17 protein-coding genes are annotated in these 18567 nt (G+C 55.0%); 9 read left to right on the top strand and 8 right to left on the bottom strand.

Annotated features, from left to right (window positions below; translation table 11 throughout):
• Entirely contained in the window at positions 1-765 is a 765-nt protein-coding gene (locus DXY10_RS07550; RefSeq protein ID WP_115018042.1) for a 2-phosphosulfolactate phosphatase family protein, read from the bottom strand.
• Positions 766-830: 65 nt separating this feature from the next.
• On the opposite strand from DXY10_RS07550, the gene DXY10_RS07545 reads away from it, so the two are divergent.
• Positions 831-2393, top strand: coding sequence for a UbiD family decarboxylase (locus tag DXY10_RS07545; protein ID WP_115018040.1), 1563 nt, complete (start codon positions 831-833; stop codon positions 2391-2393).
• A gap of 10 nt (positions 2394-2403) precedes the next feature.
• On the opposite strand, the gene DXY10_RS07540 is transcribed toward DXY10_RS07545, so the two are convergent.
• A complete protein-coding gene (locus tag DXY10_RS07540) occupies positions 2404-3378 on the bottom strand; it encodes an extracellular solute-binding protein (RefSeq protein ID WP_244282083.1) in 975 nt (324 codons plus the stop codon).
• Between the two features lie 133 nt (positions 3379-3511).
• Between DXY10_RS07540 and DXY10_RS07535 the strand changes: the two genes are divergently transcribed.
• Positions 3512-4180, top strand: a complete 669-nt coding sequence (locus DXY10_RS07535) for a Fe2+-dependent dioxygenase (RefSeq protein WP_115018034.1) — start codon at positions 3512-3514, stop codon at positions 4178-4180.
• 120 nt (positions 4181-4300) lie between these two features.
• Positions 4301-4489 (top strand): hypothetical protein, encoded by a 189-nt coding sequence (locus tag DXY10_RS07530; protein ID WP_244282061.1) that lies wholly within the window; start codon positions 4301-4303, stop codon positions 4487-4489.
• A gap of 117 nt (positions 4490-4606) precedes the next feature.
• Here the strand turns inward: DXY10_RS07530 and DXY10_RS07525 are convergent, their stop codons facing one another.
• Positions 4607-6331: an iron uptake porin gene (locus DXY10_RS07525; protein ID WP_115018028.1), complete on the bottom strand. Its 1725-nt coding sequence runs from the start codon at positions 6329-6331 to the stop codon at positions 4607-4609.
• A 483-nt stretch (positions 6332-6814) separates the two neighbouring features.
• Here DXY10_RS07525 and DXY10_RS07520 point away from each other — a divergent pair, with 483 nt between their 5' ends.
• A complete protein-coding gene (locus tag DXY10_RS07520) occupies positions 6815-7408 on the top strand; it encodes a Crp/Fnr family transcriptional regulator (protein WP_115018026.1) in 594 nt (197 codons plus the stop codon).
• Between the two features lie 266 nt (positions 7409-7674).
• Here the strand turns inward: DXY10_RS07520 and DXY10_RS07515 are convergent, their stop codons facing one another.
• Both DXY10_RS07515 and DXY10_RS07505 read right to left on the bottom strand, forming a co-directional pair.
• The gene (locus DXY10_RS07515; protein WP_115018023.1) at positions 7675-8175 is read right to left on the bottom strand and encodes a ferritin; all 501 of its coding nucleotides are present in this window, start codon (positions 8173-8175) and stop codon (positions 7675-7677) included.
• 381 nt (positions 8176-8556) lie between these two features.
• Positions 8557-9141, bottom strand: a complete 585-nt coding sequence (locus DXY10_RS07505; RefSeq protein WP_115018017.1) for a helix-turn-helix domain-containing protein — start codon at positions 9139-9141, stop codon at positions 8557-8559.
• 1020 nt (positions 9142-10161) lie between these two features.
• Here DXY10_RS07505 and DXY10_RS07495 point away from each other — a divergent pair.
• The 3 genes from DXY10_RS07495 to DXY10_RS07485 are packed head-to-tail and all read left to right on the top strand — an operon-like array spanning position 10162 to position 15314.
• Positions 10162-12996, top strand: coding sequence for a DUF2339 domain-containing protein (locus DXY10_RS07495; protein WP_115018012.1), 2835 nt, complete (start codon positions 10162-10164; stop codon positions 12994-12996).
• A gap of 52 nt (positions 12997-13048) precedes the next feature.
• Complete coding sequence (gene aroA / locus DXY10_RS07490) at positions 13049-14368, top strand: 3-phosphoshikimate 1-carboxyvinyltransferase (RefSeq protein WP_371411136.1); 1320 nt, start codon at positions 13049-13051, stop codon at positions 14366-14368.
• Positions 14349-15314 (top strand): MnmC family methyltransferase, encoded by a 966-nt coding sequence (locus DXY10_RS07485; protein ID WP_244282059.1) that lies wholly within the window; start codon positions 14349-14351, stop codon positions 15312-15314. Before aroA ends, DXY10_RS07485 begins: the two co-directional genes overlap by 20 nt.
• 149 nt (positions 15315-15463) lie before the next feature.
• Here DXY10_RS07485 and DXY10_RS07480 read toward each other — a convergent pair whose 3' ends face one another.
• From DXY10_RS07480 to DXY10_RS14270, 3 genes are all read right to left on the bottom strand, one after another.
• Positions 15464-15697, bottom strand: coding sequence for a hypothetical protein (locus DXY10_RS07480; RefSeq protein ID WP_136989113.1), 234 nt, complete (start codon positions 15695-15697; stop codon positions 15464-15466).
• A 68-nt stretch (positions 15698-15765) separates the two neighbouring features.
• Positions 15766-16134: an AbrB family transcriptional regulator gene (locus tag DXY10_RS07475; RefSeq protein ID WP_115018000.1), complete on the bottom strand. Its 369-nt coding sequence runs from the start codon at positions 16132-16134 to the stop codon at positions 15766-15768.
• Entirely contained in the window at positions 16128-16322 is a 195-nt protein-coding gene (locus DXY10_RS14270) for a hypothetical protein (protein ID WP_136989112.1), read from the bottom strand. Before DXY10_RS14270 ends, DXY10_RS07475 begins: the two co-directional genes overlap by 7 nt.
• A 617-nt stretch (positions 16323-16939) precedes the next feature.
• On the opposite strand from DXY10_RS14270, the gene DXY10_RS07465 reads away from it, so the two are divergent.
• On the top strand, positions 16940-17125 hold the full coding sequence (locus DXY10_RS07465; protein WP_115017995.1) for a hypothetical protein: 186 nt from the start codon (positions 16940-16942) through the stop codon (positions 17123-17125).
• Between the two features lie 64 nt (positions 17126-17189).
• The gene (gene glmU, locus DXY10_RS07460) at positions 17190-18530 is read left to right on the top strand and encodes a bifunctional UDP-N-acetylglucosamine diphosphorylase/glucosamine-1-phosphate N-acetyltransferase GlmU (RefSeq protein WP_115018250.1); all 1341 of its coding nucleotides are present in this window, start codon (positions 17190-17192) and stop codon (positions 18528-18530) included.
• Positions 18531-18567 lie beyond the last annotated feature (37 nt).

The raw sequence follows: 18567 nt of genomic DNA, 5'->3' as shown, positions 1-18567 counted from the left end.
TCAAGTGGCTGAATCAGCAAGATCGATGGCTCGCAACACCCCGCGCTCCACCTGGGTGGGCACCACACTCAGCTGATCCAAACCGGAACAACAGCGAAAGTCGGCGTCATGATTGCCGATGCGAATCAACCGCTGCCCATGGGTGGCCTGGCGCAGACAGGTTTCAGGCTGTGCCTGCCAGCGCTCCCAAAGCACAATGGCAGCCTGCATCTCATCGTTTGCGGCGACGGCGCCTTGCGCGATCAAGGCCGATGCAAGCGCGCCAGCAGCAAGGGAATCCTCAAGCGAATAGGCGCCCTCCCAGCCACTACCCACGATCCAAACCTGATCGAGAGTCTCCTGCTGCAAACGCTCTGCAACAGCACGACGATTGGGCAGGGCTGCCGTAAACACCCTGGCCAGATCACGCACCTTCTGGAGCGAGCGAGTTCCGTTGGTGGTACTCATGAACAGCCGCTTGCCTTGCACAACATCGGGAGTCACCGCAACAGGTGAATTGCCAAGATCGAAGCCTTCCAAGGTCTTGCCTCCCCGTTCACCGACAAGCAGCCGGTGCTGCTCAGGCCAGCGCTGGGCCGTAGACCGAAGTTCATCGAGATCACTAAAGGTCTGAACAGCCTCAGCACCGTTGTGGAGAGCCCAGGCGATCGTGGTGGTAGCCCGGAGCACATCAATCACCACCGCAGCATCAGCCTTGTCGGCGGCTTGCACCGAGGGGTCGCAGTCCGGCACGTCCGCAGCGACATGGAAATAGCTGAGCTTCATGGCCACGTTGGAGGGTCGGCGTGCGTCACAGTAACCAGACCGCCAGTCCAGCAACGATTCGCTCTATGGCCTTGTTTCGCTCCGGTCCGGCGACCCGTGATCTGCGCGGCTTCCTGAAGCTGCTGGAAGCCAAAGGTCAGCTTCGCCGAGTGAGCGCTCCGGTGGATCCCGATCTCGAGCTCGCCGCCATCGCTGATCGCGTGCTGGGGATGGGCGGACCGGCTCTGCTGTTTGAAAACGTGATCGGCTCCTCGATGCCGGTCGCCGTCAACCTGTTGGGCACGGTGGAGCGGGTGGTGTGGAGCATGGGTCTGGAGCGGGCCGAACAGCTGGAGGAGCTAGGAAGCCGTCTCGCCCTGTTACAGCAACCCAAACCTCCAAAGGGGATTGAAGAGACAAAAGCCTTCGCCAAGGTGTTCTGGGATCTGATTAAGGCCGTACCGGATCGCGATCTCACCCCTCCCTGCCGCCAACAGGTCTGGAAAGGAGACGAGGTCAATCTCGATGCATTACCCCTGATTCGTCCGTGGCCTGGCGACGCTGGTGGTGTCGTCACCCTTGGACTGGTGATCACCAAAGATCCAGAAACCGGGGTGCCCAATGTGGGGGTGTACCGGCTGCAAAAGCAGTCCTCCACAACGATGACGGTGCACTGGCTAAGCGTGCGAGGTGGGGCGCGTCACCTGCGCAAAGCCGCGGCGATGGGCAAAAAGCTGGAAGTCGCGGTGGCGATCGGCGTGCATCCACTCTTGGTGATGGCTGCAGCCACACCGATTCCGGTGCAATTGAGCGAATGGCTGTTTGCAGGCCTTTATGCCGGTGAAGGCGTGCTCTTGTCACGCTGCAAAACCCTTGATCTGTCGGTGCCCAGCCACAGCGAAATTGTGCTGGAGGGAACCATCACCCCTGGGGAGGTGATGCCAGATGGACCGTTCGGTGACCACATGGGCTTCTACGGCAATGTCGAAGATTCACCGTTGGTGCGCTTCCACTGCATCACGCAGCGAAGGAATCCGATCATGCTCACCACCTTCAGCGGCCGACCGCCGAAGGAGGAAGCGATGCTGGCCATCGCCCTGAATCGGATTTACACACCGATCTTGCGCCAACAGATACCCGAAATCAAAGACTTCTTCCTGCCGATGGAGGCTCTGAGCTACAAGCTGGCAGTGATCTCCATCGACAAGGCCTATCCCGGACAGGCCAAAAGAGCTGCCATGGCTTTCTGGAGTGCACTGCCCCAATTCACCTACACCAAGTTTGTGGTGGTAGTCGATCGCCAGATCAATGTTCGAGATCCACGCCAAGTGGTTTGGGCCATCGCAGGACAGGTGGATCCGCAGCGTGATCTCTTCGTGCTGGAAAACACACCGTTTGACAGCCTTGATTTCGCTAGCGAGAAGCTCGGCCTAGGTGGACGTATGGCGATCGACGCGACCACCAAGATTGGGCCCGAAAAAAATCATGAATGGGGAGAGCCTCTGCACAGGCCCCAAGATCTTGAGAACCGTGTGAGTGAGAGGCTAGAAGAACTGGGCCTGAGCGACCTTAACGGCCAAGATCCAGACCCAGAACTGTTTGGCTATGTGATGGAAACCTTGATCGAAAAGGCCAACATCAGCGCCTAGGGGCTGAGAATTATTTCCAGCCTGCTTCTGCCATTAAACGGATCGCCATTGGCTGATACTTACTCAATTGGGAGATGGTGACCGAATCAGGCGTGAAAGCACCGAAACGGGTGACATAGCCAGAGGTATTATTGACAGACACTGGATGCTCATACGTTGGCAGAGCTAACAAGGCGCTCCCTTTTGGAGAGGCCAAAAACTCGACCAATCGGATTGCATTTTTCTTGTTTTTCGAGTACTTAGCAACCGCAGCCGCGCTAACATTAACGTGGGCCGGATCGGGGATGAATACTTTAACGCTGTTCGCCAATCCCTGGTCCTTCTTTCCATTAACGCCAGCCAACATGCGGGAGACGTAATAGTGATTGACGATGCCTATTCCACACTGCCCTTGAGCAACAGCACGGACCAAGGAGATATCACCAGGGAAATAGGGCTGGGAAACATTAGAAATCATGCCTTTCAGCCAGGCCTTCGTTGCATTGACACCACGCAGGGCAATCTGATCAGCAACGAGAGACTGGTTATATACATTCTGTCGATTACGCAAACAAACCTTGTTCTTCAGAAAAGGTTTTGACAAATCTGCATAAGTCTTCAACTTGGACATTGGCACGATCTTGGAGTTAACCACCATCACGCGCAGTCGTCTTGAGACGCCAAACCAACGCCCACTGGGGTCGCGATAACGAGCAGGAACGTCACGCCTCAACGCAGCAGAATTAATTGGAGCGAACAAACCAGCTTTGGCGGCGTTATTAATCCGAGCTGCATCAACAAGAAGGATCACATCCGCTTTGGAGTTAGACCCCTCTCGGCGTAAACGCTCGACAAGAGAGGCTCCCTTGCTCTCCAACAGACGAACCTTAATTCCCGTCTGATCAGAAAAAGCCTTGAAGACCTGGCGATCAGTGTTGTAGTGGCGACCGGAATAAACACGCACTTCTTCAGCGGATGCGGAGGGGATTGCGAGCGCGGCCGGCATCAGCAATGCGAAAAAACCCGTCAGGCAGCGATTCATCGAAAAATCGGGGGAGGATGTTACCATCAAAGCCACGATCCGAGCAAAAAACGAATCATTAAGCACATTGCAAGCGTACAAAAAGCACGAACCATAAGTGGACAGTCTACAAATCGAGATCTTCACTGCCAAGGAATGCGAAGGCATTCGCCAAAAGCTTGAACATCTTGAGGATGGCCAATGGGTCGATGGCAAGCAAACCGCGGGAAGTCACGCCAAGACCATCAAGAAAAATCGACAACTGCCGCCATCAGATCCTCTTGCCACCTCGATCATTGCCGAGGTCCACAACAGGCTGAAAAAACAGATGGCGATCAAAAGCTTTTGCTTGCCGAAGAAATTGCATCACACACTGATCAGTAAAACAACCAAAGATGGTGGCTACGGACAGCATGTGGACAATGCCTTTATGACAACTGGCAGGGCAGATATTTCCTATACAGTGAGCCTAAGCAACGAGCAAGCGTACGAGGGGGGAGAACTCGAGATCCTCGACACAACCGAAACGAATACATACAAGTTAAAGGAAGGTCACGTCTTCATTTACCCAAGTTGCTACTTGCACAGTGTTAGACAAGTGAGCGCGGGAACACGCTACGCCTGCGTTGGTTGGATCGAAAGCTACATGGCAAGCCATGAAATGCGAATGAATCTATTTAATCTAGAATCAGGAGCACGCTATCTACTTGCCGAGAGAGGACGATCAGACGCACTAGACAGAATTTTCTTGGCACATGCCAACATTCTCCGAACCCTTGGAGGGTGAGTTAAAAGCAACATTGATAACTCGGCACCAGAGAGAAGATCGATTAGAATTGAATTTGAAACTTTGGTTCTAATGCCAAACAAGACTGCGCTTGGCCTTTTAATTGCAGCATCTGCTCTGATGGCGACTGGCGCCCCCGCTAACGCCGATTTACTCAGCAGCGAACTCGAAGGTGGTTATCAGGAATGGACCACTGATCAAGATCTCGATGCGGAAGCAACGAAAGATGCAAAGCTCAAGAAAACTGAAGCTGCAGCAGAGGATGAAGGAGTTTGCATCCCGATCGGGGAAGGAGAAAACTGCTGGTAAGACAACATTTTTGAGCGAGAAGAGGGGGCGGCAACGTCCCCTTTTTTAATGACAACGAGTAAACACAAAAAAAAGGAGAGGCAATGCCTCTCCCCCCTCTTGAATCAGATCCAAAGATCAGAACTTGAAGGTGGTTTGAACAAGACCACCAAAGGTGCTGAAGGTGTCTGCACCGGTTCCACCATATTCGGGACCTGAACCAGTCTTTTCGCCGAAGGGACGACTGAGGTAGAAGATGGCAGGTGTGATGGAAATGTTATCCGTGACCTTGAAGTCGTAATAGAGTTCAAAGGCCATATTGCCATCATCAGGAGTACCGTCTTCCTGAGCAGTTTTCCACTGAGGCTCGCCAACGGCGAAGCCAAGACGGTTGCCCTGCATGAAGGCATCCTTCCAGTTCAGGCCCACGAGCCAACCCTGCGATTGGGTACGGCGGGTGTCCTTTCTGTCAGCCTTAGCCAAAGCGTCATACTCTGCTTTGGTGTAGATACAACCCCTAGCGTCTTTTGAGTAGTCGCTGTTGCAGACTAAATCTGGGTTGTTGAAGCCAGTGATGCTCCAACCAGCACTGATGCTGGGGATCCAACCACTTTCAGAGGGCTGCCAAAAGGCATTCAGGTTGAACTGATTGGCATCGTCGAAGCCCTTAGACGAGGCGCCCAGAGGTGTGCCAGCACCACCCACAGTCATGCCTGCCTGAGAATAGGCATAAGCGGCAGAGATCTGCCATTGCGCATTGCCATAGGCAATCTGGCTGAGGAACTTACCTTTGCTGGTGTCGGTCATGATGCCGCCACCATCACGAGCATTGCCCTTCATGCCGTTTTTGGCGACATAGTTGGCACTGATCTTCAGCTTGGGATCACTGAAGTTGGAGTTCCGATTGCTGATCCAGTTAATACCAGCACCGGGTGAAGTGCTTGCACCATAAGCGCCGTAATAGCCCCCCAGTTTGAACTGCTTGAGCACATGCCTGTAGACGCTAGGGGTAGCGGCAAGCATGTAGTAGTTTTCGATCAGGGGACCAACGTAAGCCCTGAAATCACTACCGATCGGGAACTCGTACCAGAGTTTGTCGACTTTCAGGTAGTTGTCGCTGCTCTTGGATGCTTCAATCTGGGTTTGCTTCTTGGTGTAGCCCTTACCAGAAAAAGCGTTCTCACCAAAATTACCCGTTCTGAGGCGGGTGTAGAGCAGATCCTTACCCGTGAAGCTGGTATTCAGGTTCAGGGTTGTGCGGTAAGAGAAGCTGAAAGCATTGGTGCCGAGGTAGTCACCCTTGGCAGGCTTGCCGTTCTTGTAGATGACATTGTCATCATCGTCGTAAACATTGGAGTAGAGATAGTCAGTCTCATCACCACCGTAAGCGGTGGCGCCCATGGTCAGTTCAGCCTTACCAGTCAACTTGGTGGTGGTGGAGAACTGAGTGGCTTCCAGTTCGCCCACGCGGGCTTCCAGACCGTCAACGCGGCCCTTGAGGATGGCGAGTTCACGCTCGAACTCCTTCATCAGGCGCTTCAGTTCGTCGGTCACTTCAGTGATCCGGTCGAGGCAAGCATTCAGTAGTGCGGCCGCTTCAAAGCGGGTCATCGCACGGTTGCCGCGGTAGGTGCCGTTCGGGTAGCCGGCGACGCAGCCGTAGCGCTCGATCAGGTTCGACAGAGCCTGGTAGGCCCAGTCAGTCGGATACACATCCGAAAACTGGGTGATGCTGGTGACCTGCTCGCCGGAAGCGACGTAGTCAGACACACCGTTGATGTTCAGGTCGCTGGCGTTTGCAGCCAAAGGAGCCAAAAGGCCCAAGGCAGCAGGAGCAACCAGCAATTGCTGGAAGAGTTTCATGAAGGTCCTCACACAAAAGCGCATTAAGCGCTGCGCAGAAGATAATCATTGAGTTGAACCCTGGTTAGAACAAAAACAACAGGGTGGGTTTCAAGGCTTAACAACACCTCGTTTCAATTGACCGCCTCCAGAGGCGCATTTGATACGAAGCCCGGATTGGGCAACGTTTCGATGGAGCTGGACGCACCACAGCTCCTATGCACCGATTGATCAAAGCCTGCTTGGTGCTCCTGGGAGTGCAGGTCCTGGTAGGCCTGATGCTTGTGAGACAACCCACACAAAGCCCCAGACAGCCAGTCTCTCAGCAAAGTCCCTAGTCGTAGAGGGCTTTGACAGGCCAGCATGTCGCAAAAAACGCAGCAAGGCCGCCAATTGAGCACAAAGGCCGCCGCAACAAGACATTGATATTGAGAATCGCTCGCGAGAGCGGCCCACTTCGTGTATATTGCAATGGATTCTCAATAGCTTTAACGGTTTCTCGACGTGAGCTTCCGATTTTTACCCGATGACCCCAGTTCATCGATCAGGATTCCCTCAGGCCAAACGGTCCTGATCAATAGCGATGACCATTCAGATTGCATGAAACTGAATGTGTTGGAAGGGATCGCACGGGTGTATTGCCCATGCGAGGAAACCGAGGGCATGACCCTGGCCTTCCTGCAAACAGGGGACCAACTCAGAACAGACTGCCTCTGCAGCGAAGGAGTCTGCGTCGAAGCGCTAACGGACCTGCGCTTTGAAACCAAGTCAAACGTTCCATCCAACACGGGTTACGACTCAGTGAATGAATGGACCCTTCAACTCTTGCGGATCAGGCATCTCGGCCAAGCCGAGCATCGCCTGCATGCCTTGTTGAGCTTGCTTGTGAGCAGATTGGGCAAACGCTATGGCGAATGGTGCAATCTGCCTTTCCGTTTAACCCATGAACGAATCGGTGAATTAATCGGCTCAACAAGAGTGACATCGACTCGGCTGATGTCGAAATTACGCAATGGCGACATGATCGTGACCAGTGCGAGCAAACAGGAAATCAAGCTATCGCCTGAGCTGATCGATTCAAGCCCTATTTCCTTCTAAAAGTGCACGATATCTCTCACTAAATACATAGCCATTCAGACTGGTCATTCAGACAATGCACAAAAACAACTATAACCACCTGATTTGGTATCAGGAAAAGCTTGCAACAAGGCATAGTTTGTGCCACAACAACAAACTAAGATCTAGGTTGGCCAACGAGCTGCTTAAAATTAACCAAGAAATCCTTGGCAACTGTCTTGTTGAGGACAGCAGTAAAATCAACCTAGAAAAACTGTTTGAAAACGAAAAGCAAAAACGAAGCAGCCTTAGGCTGTTCTCTGAGTTTGACCAGCGCGAATCTCTCCGTCGATAATCAACAGCCCAGTCGGGTCATTCTTGGCAAAACGAACACGTCCGGAGATATAGGCATATTGGTCTTCAGACTGAGTTTGCTTTTCAACTAGGGGATCGAGGAACACAGTTGTTCGTGTATCGCTTTCCCTTTCTGCAATTTCGTACACATGTTGAATCGAACTTGTGGTATCCGACTCAATTTTAAATGCATTATTCACTAATTCCTCCAGAGAGTCCCAGGCCTGCCTTGGTCTGTCCAGGGAATCAAGGGCAGTAGACTGGCCTCTCGCAATCAAATATTCAGAGAATTGCACTGCATGCAACTTCTCATCAACTGACTCTTCAGCAAAAAACTTGTAAAAGCCTGAAAGCTCATGTTCAGCACACCAAATGGACATGGCGAAATAAGCCATTGACGCTTGGAGCTCAAGATTCAGATGCTGCTGTAGAGCAGAAACAAGGCTCTCACTCATTGGCTCAGCAGCATACCGTCCATTTGGACCCGTGATCAATTGCTGACCAGTGGTGGATGGGAAGGCAATGTCTGTCATAAGCAACTTTCGCGCGAATCATTTGATACCACATCAATAATGATGGCCAATAAGTGAGGCGTCAAGTAACAAAGCGCACTCTTGTGCGATATCGACCATCTATAATGAGAGTCAATAGCAAAGCGAAGCGACTCGTGCCGATTTCTGATGGGCTTGGTATCGCGCAGACAGACCCAACATCGGCAGGCCAGGGGGCAAAAAGAACCAACCTTCAACCGTCAAGCCAGAAGAAAAAGGGCTGCAAACGATCCAAATGTTCCAAATGGAAAGGCAATAAATGCAAATGTGGTCGTGAGTAACTAATTAATCAATCAATTGACTACAGAACCGGCTATGCCGATTCATCAGCTCTTCAGACACAATCAGGCCTTCACCATTCGCAGATACATCCAAACAACGATGCTCTCTCAATGCAAGCATGTAGCGAGTTACGGTAGATCGCGTGCACCCCAACAAATTTGAGATTTTTTCGTGACTTAACAAAAATGGTAAAAAATATTCCTCTTTCCTCCTAAAGCCAAATCGTGATGTAAGAGTACAAATCAAACGCTCAATCCTTAAAGAAGTCGATTTAGATGTCACTATCATATTCATGATCAAAGGCCAATTGCCAAATGAATTAAGGTGGCAATTGCAATTCGGGCCAAGATCACGCTCCTGATCAGAAACACATAAAGCAAGCTCGCAATACGTTAAGGCCTCAACCCTGACGTCAAATTCCTCATAAAAGAGTGGTGATATGCTTAACTTATTTTCTGCATAAAAGCCAACAGTACTCGACTCATCTGAAAATTTATTGTGAAGAGCTAAACGAACAATCCCTTTGTTGATCAAGAGGAAATAGCCCTTATCGGCAACAGCAGGCTCAACTTCCTGGAGCCTTAGCATTTGAGCTCTTTTAACAGTAAGCGATCGTATCAAAAGCCCTAGTTTGCTACATGTATTTCAGCAGATTCAAATCAATGACGAAGAATCATTTGATCATGAATGGTGTGACCGATGATACACATCTAGAGCTTTTCGATTTTCATCCAAAGCACCTGAGAGGCTTGATGCTGCTCGGTCAATAACTCATAGAATTCATCTGTAAGCGCTTGAGCACCTTGATTATTTTCGTCTAGGCTGAGATTGCTAACTCGGTGAATACACCAGTCCGTCAGTCGCGTGATCTGCTCTATTCGTTTTATTTTTGGGCAATCCTTAAAGTCCATACAAGCCCTTTTATCGAATCCGATTCTTGCATTCTTCATCGACAAGCACTCAATCACGGCTACGTTCTCTTGGCATAACAAGCACAAGCGAGCGAGTCATTTCTTACATCATCAAAAGCATACGATATGCCGGGAGCAACCAGTGACCTCTTGTCAAGCAATGTGGTGATCTGGCTGCTCCATCTCTACGCTTTGAAGCATCTCTATCTATCCAGCACAGAGAAATCGGATCATCCCAATACAATACCAGTCAGATAGCGCTGGATTTGATCAAGGAACTTGGTAGTCGAATTGTGATCATCTGATGAATCATCAACTCTCTGCAAAATGCGCTTTTTTGATGCATAGAGATTCACCAGCGATGACTAGCGGAATCGGTCGCTTTCCCGATTCAAAACCAACAGTTCTGCCGATTGACAAGCCACGTGCGATGGCTTCAAGGCCCACATTTATGGTCCACTGAAGCCCTTAAAAAATAATATGACTTTGACTTGAGTAGTGTCCAATATGAGAGGGAGCTAAATGGAGTGCAGTGGGTGTGCAGTCAACAACAATGACAGCGAGTTAATCGCCAACACTGGCCTAAAAGTGATCAAGAGATCTCACCAAACAACTGCAAAACTTATCAAGAACGAGCCAAAAAGAAGAAACGGCTAGAAAATGAGAATTCCCATCTGCATTGCACCAGGGACAGGCCATGGAAGCGATCGGTCTTGTTGTTGCTCTAGTCGGCCTTCTCGGTGCAAAGGAGGTGTTTTTCAGCGTTCTGCTCCTCATCCTCAGCGGCCTGATTTGGCATCAATCCAGACGTCTGACCACTCTCCAGAGGCGTCTTGAGGCCTTAGAGACACCGTTGAAGCAGGCAGACAAGCCGCCAGCAGCACGCGCCAATGCCCTGACCCAGTCCAGTCAACCAGCCAAGCCTGTGACGGCTCCGGCGTCGCGGGCACCAGCTAAGCCAAGCCCATCTGCAACCACACCATCACGAAGAACAACAACTGCCAATCAAGGCGACGAGAGCCGCAAGCGCTGGCAACGCCTTGAGAGAAATCTGCTCAAGAATTGGACAGGGTTGATCGGCGTGCTGGCCATCGTTTCCGGTGTCTCGTTCGTAGGCATCAGCAGCCTGTTAATGCTGCAACCGTTCCAACGCTTTCTGCTGCTGGAACTGGTCTGCGTGGTGATGGCAGCACCCTCGTTTGTCATCCAACGTGGGCAACGCTTCCACCCGCTCGCCGTATGGCTGCGCAGCGGTGCCGGTGGCCTGCAGCTGTTTGCAGCAGCAGCCTCAAGCAGCTGGCCAGCACTGGGTCTGGCCTGGAACGAATCAATCCTGGTGGCGATCGGCCTGATGGGTGCGGCGATCGGCGCCAATCTGCTGCTGGCGGCCATCACTGCCTCGCCCTGGATGGCAGCGTCTCATGTGGTCATCGCCATGGTGCCGAGCATCGTGGCCGCACCCTCCATCACAACCATGGGTCTGGTGGGTGTGATTAGTGCATTCGGCAACTGGAGTCGGGCAGGGCGTCATGGTCCAACCCGTGTGTTGATCGCCGTGAGCTTCATCGCCGGCGAACTATGGCTACAGCGCCAGGTCACTCCCTCCCTGGCTGGTGCGATCGCCCTGTTACTGGCGGGTTTCGAACTGCCTCTGTTGCATCTTGCCCCCCCCGACCACCTCAAGCGTTCTCCAGCTTGGCGAGCTGCCAGTGTGCTGATCACCTGGCTGGGACTGGCGCTCCTCCTCGGCCAAGCACCGATTCCTGGCCTTTGGCCCGGTGTAGGCATGCTGCTCAGCGCCTTCGGAGCCATGGGCTTGGTCGTGCTCTGCGGCAGGAGGGAGGAGGTGGATCTCATGCGCCTGAACTGGTGCGCTGCACTGGTGCTTGCGATCGCAGGTCTTGGTCAGATCTTGGCTCCGCTCAACACCGATCTGTTCCTGATCTGCCTGATCACCATCGTCTGCACTGGCTTTGTCTGGGATGCCTGTCGACGGAAGGATCGGATCTTGATCCGAAACGGAGGCTGTGGCCTGCTGCTGCTCAGCAGCGCACTGGCGTTACTGCTGCCTCTGGAAGCTGATCTTGCGACCGTTGCAGATCTTCCTCTGATCCTGCTACTTGGTCTCTGGCAACAGAGGCTGGTGTACCGGCTCAGTCAATGCAACACGTCGCTCTGGTTGAAGCGAACTGTGGCGGTTGTGGCCGTCGTCATTCCAGCGGTGGCCATCCCTCTTCTGCTACCGACCGAGGTTGGCATCTGGGTGCTGACAGCATTTCTGCTGGCGTCACTCCGCCTTTCCGGACAGCCACAACCACTTCGCGCCCTGCGCGTGAGCGTGGTGAGCGTGGCCGTGCTGGGCTGGATCTACTCAGCCGATGGGCTCCTCTCCGATCCCTGGACGACGACTGCTCTGGGAACGACCGCACTGCCTCTACTGATCTTGAGCAGTGGGATGGCCATGGGAGGGCAGCGCCTGCAAGACAGGCTGATTGCCACGCGCAGCATCGGACTGGTGCTCAGCGGCCTCAGCCTGGTGCTCACAGTGGTGGTGATGCGCGAAGCACTGGCATGGCCTGCCATCGGTCTTGCCTCACTGTGGTGGCTGCTGCTGGCTGTGAGCTGTCTCGCTGCAGCAAAGACTCTGGCCAGCCGCGGCTTTCGCGGTGAAGTCGGAGTGTTTCTAAGTCTGAGCTGGGCCGCTCTGATCTGCTTCGTCTTGTCCCGCTTGGCAGGGCAGCCGTTCAATCCGTGGCTACCGGTCGCGATTGACAGCAGCTTCATTGGTGCACTGATCCTCATCCGCCAAAGCGGACACCGCATCGGCCTGGATGGGTGGCGACTGTGGAGAAGTCTCCGGCAGAGCGCTGGCGATTTGGCCGTACTGGGCACCGTTGTGCTGGTCAGCATCCGCCTGGACGCTGTTGCCCAGGTGTGTGTACTGGCATTGCTGGCCCTCGCCGCCTGGCGCTGCCCCCCTTCACAACACTGGCCCCGCCAGAAAGCGCACGGGGTTGTTCTCTTCCTTGCCGCGCTGATCCCCCTGGCGGGACTGCAACCTGCACTCTCAGTGATGACAGTCGGCGGCCCCTGCCTGATGGTGCTCGCCGCGGCCAGCGTCTCAACAACAGGTTGGACCTCCAGCCAAGGGGACACCACCAGCCAGGAGGTCACCCCCTGGTGCTTCGGCTGGATCGACGCACTGGGCGGGCTCGCCGCCAAGCATCCCCAGAGACTGATCGCCGCTCCACTCAGCATCGCGCTGGTGGTGATGCTGGCTCAGATGCAAACGAGCCTGAACTGGCTCACCTTGCTCTGGTCTGTCGAAGCGTTGATCCTGTATGGACTCAGTCTGCTGTTCCGAGATCGGCCCTTAAGGCTGACGGCGCTTGTGATGTTGGGTCTTTGCCTGGTGCGCTTGGTGGGATGGGATATGCGTCGAGCCGACATGACACTGCGCGGCATCGTGTTCACCGGGGTGGGAGTGGTGCTCGTGACGATGAACATTGTGAGCACCAGGTTTGAGCGCTGAGCTGCAGACCTGACCCATAGGATCGACGGCATTCAAAGGCGACTGATTGAACGTGTCCGGAACGAGTGGCGCTCCGCGGGAACTGAAAGCGGGAGGCGGTCTGAGCGGACAGGTACGCGTGCCTGGTGATAAATCGATCTCCCACCGAGCCCTGCTGTTCGGCGCCATCGCCGAGGGCACCACCACCATCGAGGGTCTGTTGCCGGCGGAGGATCCGATCAGCACAGCAGCCTGTCTGCGCGCTATGGGAGCAGAGATCACCCCGATCGCAAACGGACAAGTGATCACCGTTCAAGGCGTGGGCCTTGATGGCCTGCAAGAGCCTGATTCGGTGCTCGACTGTGGCAACTCCGGTACCACGATGCGACTGATGCTGGGGCTGCTGGCGGGGCGTGACGGACGCCATTTCGTGCTCAGCGGTGATGATTCCCTGCGCAGACGCCCGATGCAGCGGGTTGGCCAACCGCTGGCGCTGATGGGAGCAGAGGTGCGAGGCCGCGATGGTGGCAACCTGGCACCTCTGGCGGTGCAGGGCCGCAAACTTCGCGGCGCCGTTGTGGGCACACCTGTTGCCAGTGCCCAGGTGAAGTCAGCCTTGCTGTTGGCAGCGTTGACAGCCGATGGGCCAACCACCGTGATCGAGCCAGCCCACTCCCGTGACCACAGCGAAAGGATGTTGAAGGCCTTCGGCGCCAACCTCGAGGTGGGTGGCGAAATGGGTCGCCACATCAGCGTCAGACCCGGTGCGTCCCTCAGCGGTCAGCAGGTGGTCGTCCCCGGAGACATCAGCTCGGCGGCGTTCTGGCTGGTGGCAGGAGCGCTCGTACCCGGCGCTGACCTCACGGTTGAAAATGTGGGACTGAATCCAACCCGAACCGGCATCCTTGAAGTACTGGCGCAGATGGGAGCCTGCATCGATGTGCTCAACCGCCGCGATGTTGCTGGCGAACCGGTGGGCGATCTCAGGGTGAGCCATGGTCCGCTGAAGCCGTTCAGCTTCGGGGAAGAGATCATGCCCCGCCTGGTGGATGAAGTGCCAATTCTCAGCGTTGCAGCCTGTTTCTGCGATGGCGAGAGTCGAATCAGCGGCGCCGCGGAACTGCGGGTGAAAGAAACGGACCGGCTGGCGGTGATGGCGCGTCAGCTCAAACTGATGGGTGCCGACATTGAAGAGCACGACGACGGTCTGACCATCCGGGGCGGCAAGAGCCTGCATGGAGCAGAGCTGGACAGCGAGACCGACCACCGCGTGGCGATGAGTCTGGCCATCGCCGCGATGATGGCCGAGGGCGATTCAAGTTTGGCCCGCAGTGAAGCAGCTGCCGTCAGCTACCCCACCTTTTGGGATGAACTTGAGCGGTTACGTCGCTGACCCTGGGGGAAGGCAGCATCCGTTAGGAGCGCTCACCAGCCTCTGCACAAGTGATGGAAGCCTCAGCCTTCACAGCAGCTGCTTTGACGAAGCCTTCCACAGCTCAGCTGGAGCGCTCGCCGAAGCGAAGGCAAAATTTGTGGCCCCTGCGCAGGTCAGGCGATTTCGATCGGGCACACCCCTGCGGGTGCTGGATGTGTGTGTCGGCCTGGGATACAACAGCGCGGCCCTGATGGCAGAACTGCCTTTGCAGGGTGCACCCGATCTGCAGTGGTGGGGACTCGAGCTCGATCCCAGACCCCTGACCCTGGCCCTCCAGCACCAAGGGTTCTCAACACTTTGGCCCGCCCACGTGCTCCAGCGTTTAGAGGCTTTGCGGGATCACGGGCACTGGACTGATGCCAGTTGCGGTGCCGGTGGCCGCATGCTCTGGGGTGATGCCAGAACCCAGCTGAAGCAACTACCGAAGGGGTTAGGGATGGATCTGATTTTGATGGATGCGTTCTCTCCAGGTCGTTGTCCGCAACTCTGGAGTGAAGAGTTTCTGGCGGCACTAGCGGCACAACTGGCGCAGGGAGGGCGATTGCTCACCTATTCCAGAGCCGCCGCTGTGCGAGCCAGCCTGCGCCGAGCCGGACTGGAGCTGCGCTCGCTTCTCCCGGCACCAGGGCAACGCCAGGAGTGGAGCTCCGGCACTTTGGCGGAACGACAGGCAGCGACCAGTCCGCTGGCCAAGCATGGGCCCGGTTGGCAATCACTCAGCCTGATGGAGGAAGAACACCTAAACACTCGTGCTGCCATTGCTTATCGCGATCCCACCGGCCAAGACACCGCCCTGCTGATCCATCAACGACGCCAGGCTGAACAGCAGGCGTGCCATTGGGAAAGCACCAGCAGCTGGCAGAGACGCTGGGCGCCCTTCACCCGACCGCAAGCGGGGACTTAGATCGAGGTCACAGCCTCAACGCACAGCACACTGGAGCTGAAAGGTTTCATGACCCATACCAGGTGAAGGCTGGTTCGCAATGGTGCCCTTGCAGCAACACCACAGCCTTACGACACCCTCAAATCAGTTGATTGACATCGCTGAATGCCTCAGAAAAGCTTGCAATCAAGGGGAATCTCTCTGTTCGCAATGGCAGCGACATTCTCAGCAAGTATCAGCAGTGGTTTCAGCATCAGTCCACCTACAAGTACAACGCCTTCCAAAGAGGCTTCAACCTGGACGTCGCCAACTTCAACAGAACCTTTACTGGCAACAGGTGTGGGTTTGTCCTCTAGCTGATTGCTGTTTCTCCCAACAGCCAGGCAACCACGCCCCATCTTCATCGGAGCACGCATTAAAAAAGCGGGGAGCCTGATCAGCCCCCCGCTCACTGCTTAAGCAACGCGAAGAATCACTCTTCGTCTTCGTCAGCACCGCCGACAGGAACGAGACGAATCTGCTTACGGCCCAGCTTGATTTCAAACTCGTCGCCAACTTGCAGGTCGAGCATGGCCGTGTAGGCCTTGCCGATCAGCAGGTTGCCATTGCCTTGAACGGTTGCTTTGTAAGAGAGCTTGCGGCCACCTTTGCCCACACCAGCCGTGCCACCACCAAGATCAATGCCTTTGGCGTTGAGCAGCGCTTCGTAGAACGCAGTGAAGTTGACTCGCTGACCACCCCCCTTTTTCTCAGAGACGTAACCACAAGCCGTTGCCAAGTCACTCTTGGAGACATCGCCCAGATCTTTCACCTTCGCCAGAAGGTCTGCACCAGTCAGCATGAAATTAAATCCCCAACATTTCTATTAATGCAGCCGCTGTCTGCAAAAGTCAACCAAATCAAAGCAACAACACAACATTGAGAATGATTCTCAATGTGAACAGAGAAGACCATGCCGTCGCTTTGCCCCCATAAGGGTTTGACCGAATAGGCCAAGCCTTGGCTGACGGCATCGACGCGACGAGCCACCGACCAGCCAGGTACAGGAGGTGCACAATTATTATTTCTGCTGCCTGAGCGCCCTGGAGCATCGCAACGTGACGGTCGCTGCATGTCCATTCCCCGAAGCGCCCATCTCCGATCTGTGGATGATGCACTCTCTAGACAGACGCTCAGCCAAGCAAACAACAGCTTGAGTAGCTTGTAACCAAGCGGGGAGATGCACCTTGAAGAGGCTCAATCCATCCCTTGCAGTGGCCCTTCTGGTGTTGACAAGCTGCAGTTCAGAAGAGATGGACAAGACACAATATTCCAACTGGAGACATGCCCAGGAAGCCTGTGAGATGTGGATGAAACAACGAACGGGAAGGGCATGCCGGCAAGACGAAGCGAACAACCTCTGGCGAGGAACAGACAACCAAGAGGACCTGAACAAAACGTTTAGCTACTAGACATTCCGTCATTAAGACTGCAGCGACTCATCCTCCTGAAGCGCAGCAAAGTCGCGTTGGTGATCAAGGCAAATCGACGCCATCCACTCCGTCACAGCAGCGCTGTGTGCAGGATCACATCCAGGCAGGACGTCGATCAAGGAGGCTTGAACAAGCAAAGGCGATGGTGAAACCATCAACCACCCAAGCCTGGCCATGACCTTCACACTCTCCGGCTTCGACTCCTGGACCTTCCAGATTGTGTTTTATGGAAGTTTGCTGGTGCTGGAAGCGCTGCGCGACGACCAACGACTGAGCACTGTGCTCAATCCAATGGACTGCACCCGAACCCGGGCCCATGAACTCATTCGCCGCCCGAGCTGCAGCCTGATCGGCCGCTGAACCACCGAATCGTTTCTTGAGCGGCAATCCCGGTAGATTCCGGCCACCGATTCCCCTGCCCAGCATGCTCGCCGTCGCCGTTCTGGCCGCCGGAAAAGGCACCCGCATGAAGAGCGCCCTGCCCAAAGTGCTCCAACCACTCGCGGGTGCGACGTTGGTGGAGCGGGTCCTGGCCAGTGCTCGCAACCTCAGCCCAGACCGGAAACTGCTCATCGTTGGCCATCAGGCCGAGCGCGTGGAAGAGCAACTGAGCCAACTGGACGGGTTGGAATTCGTTTTGCAGCAACCACAGAATGGAACCGGCCATGCCGTGCAACAGCTGTTGCCGGCTCTCAAGGACTTCAACGGCGAACTGCTGGTGCTCAACGGAGACGTGCCCCTTCTGCGCGCCGAAACGATCGATCAATTGGTCAACACCCATCGCAGTAGTGGCGCCGATGTGACCCTGCTCACTGCCCGCCTGGACGACCCCACTGGCTACGGACGCGTGTTTGCGGATGCCTCGGGGCGTGTCAGTGGAATCATCGAACATCGCGACTGCAGCACAGAGCAGCAAGCCAACAATCTCACCAATGCAGGCATCTACTGCTTCAACTGGACAACCCTGGCTGCGATGCTGCCCAAACTGAGCACCGACAACGATCAAGGAGAGCTCTACCTCACCGACACGGTGGCCATGCTCGACACCGCCATGCACGTGGAAGTGGCGGATCCCGATGAGGTGAACGGCATCAACAACCGCAAGCAGTTGGCCCAGTGCGAAGCCGTGCTGCAAGAGCGGCTACGGGAGTATTGGATGAATGAGGGAGTCACCTTCACCGATCCGAGCAGCTGCACCCTGAGTGAGCACTGCAGCTTCGGAACCGACGTGGTGATCGAACCGCAGACCCACCTGCGCGGACGCTGCACAATCGGTGCGGGCTGCAGGATCGGACCAGGATCCCTCCTAGAAAACACCACCCTCGGAAACCAAGTCAGCGTGCTGATGTCGGTGGTGCGCGACACGCAGGTGGGAGATGACGTGGCCGTCGGCCCCTATTCCCATCTCCGCCCCGGATCGGACATCGGCGACAACTGCCGCATCGGCAATTTCGTTGAAGTGAAGAAGAGCCGCTTGAATTCAGGCAGCAAAGTGAATCATCTCAGCTATATCGGCGATGCCCAACTCGGCAGCGGCGTGAATGTGGGAGCAGGCACCATCACAGCCAACTATGACGGCGTGAATAAACATCAGACCATCCTTGGCGATGGCAGCAAAACCGGAGCCAATTCTGTACTGGTAGCCCCGGTCACCATCGGGTCCAACGTGACGATCGGTGCCGGCTCCACCATTACCAAAAACGTTCCAGACAATTCTTTAGCGTTAGGCCGAGCCAAGCAATTGATCAAGGAGAACTGGAGCTAAATCATCGCTTCCAGAAAGGAGCCAAGATCAACACCAG

It is taken from the genome of Synechococcus sp. UW140 (assembly GCF_900474295.1).
Lineage (GTDB): Bacteria > Cyanobacteriota > Cyanobacteriia > PCC-6307 > Cyanobiaceae > Synechococcus_C.
Note: the sequence above shows the minus strand (reverse complement) of the source record. Positions and strands in the feature narration are given on the sequence as shown.

Coding starts and splice junctions, on each gene's coding strand:
- DXY10_RS07540 (WP_244282083.1), bottom strand. CDS start 3,378: ATGCCGGCCGCGCTCGCAATCCCCTCCGCATCCGCTGAAGAAGTGCGT.
- DXY10_RS07515 (WP_115018023.1), bottom strand. CDS start 8,175: ATGAGTGAGAGCCTTGTTTCTGCTCTACAGCAGCATCTGAATCTTGAG.
- DXY10_RS07495 (WP_115018012.1), top strand. CDS start 10,162: ATGGAAGCGATCGGTCTTGTTGTTGCTCTAGTCGGCCTTCTCGGTGCA.
- DXY10_RS07465 (WP_115017995.1), top strand. CDS start 16,940: ATGACCTTCACACTCTCCGGCTTCGACTCCTGGACCTTCCAGATTGTG.
- DXY10_RS07480 (WP_136989113.1), bottom strand. CDS start 15,697: ATGAAGATGGGGCGTGGTTGCCTGGCTGTTGGGAGAAACAGCAATCAG.
- glmU (WP_115018250.1), top strand. CDS start 17,190: ATGCTCGCCGTCGCCGTTCTGGCCGCCGGAAAAGGCACCCGCATGAAG.
- DXY10_RS07530 (WP_244282061.1), top strand. CDS start 4,301: ATGGCGACTGGCGCCCCCGCTAACGCCGATTTACTCAGCAGCGAACTC.
- DXY10_RS07505 (WP_115018017.1), bottom strand. CDS start 9,141: ATGCTAAGGCTCCAGGAAGTTGAGCCTGCTGTTGCCGATAAGGGCTAT.
- DXY10_RS07545 (WP_115018040.1), top strand. CDS start 831: ATGGCCTTGTTTCGCTCCGGTCCGGCGACCCGTGATCTGCGCGGCTTC.
- DXY10_RS07550 (WP_115018042.1), bottom strand. CDS start 765: ATGAAGCTCAGCTATTTCCATGTCGCTGCGGACGTGCCGGACTGCGAC.
- DXY10_RS07525 (WP_115018028.1), bottom strand. CDS start 6,331: ATGAAACTCTTCCAGCAATTGCTGGTTGCTCCTGCTGCCTTGGGCCTT.
- DXY10_RS07475 (WP_115018000.1), bottom strand. CDS start 16,134: ATGCTGACTGGTGCAGACCTTCTGGCGAAGGTGAAAGATCTGGGCGAT.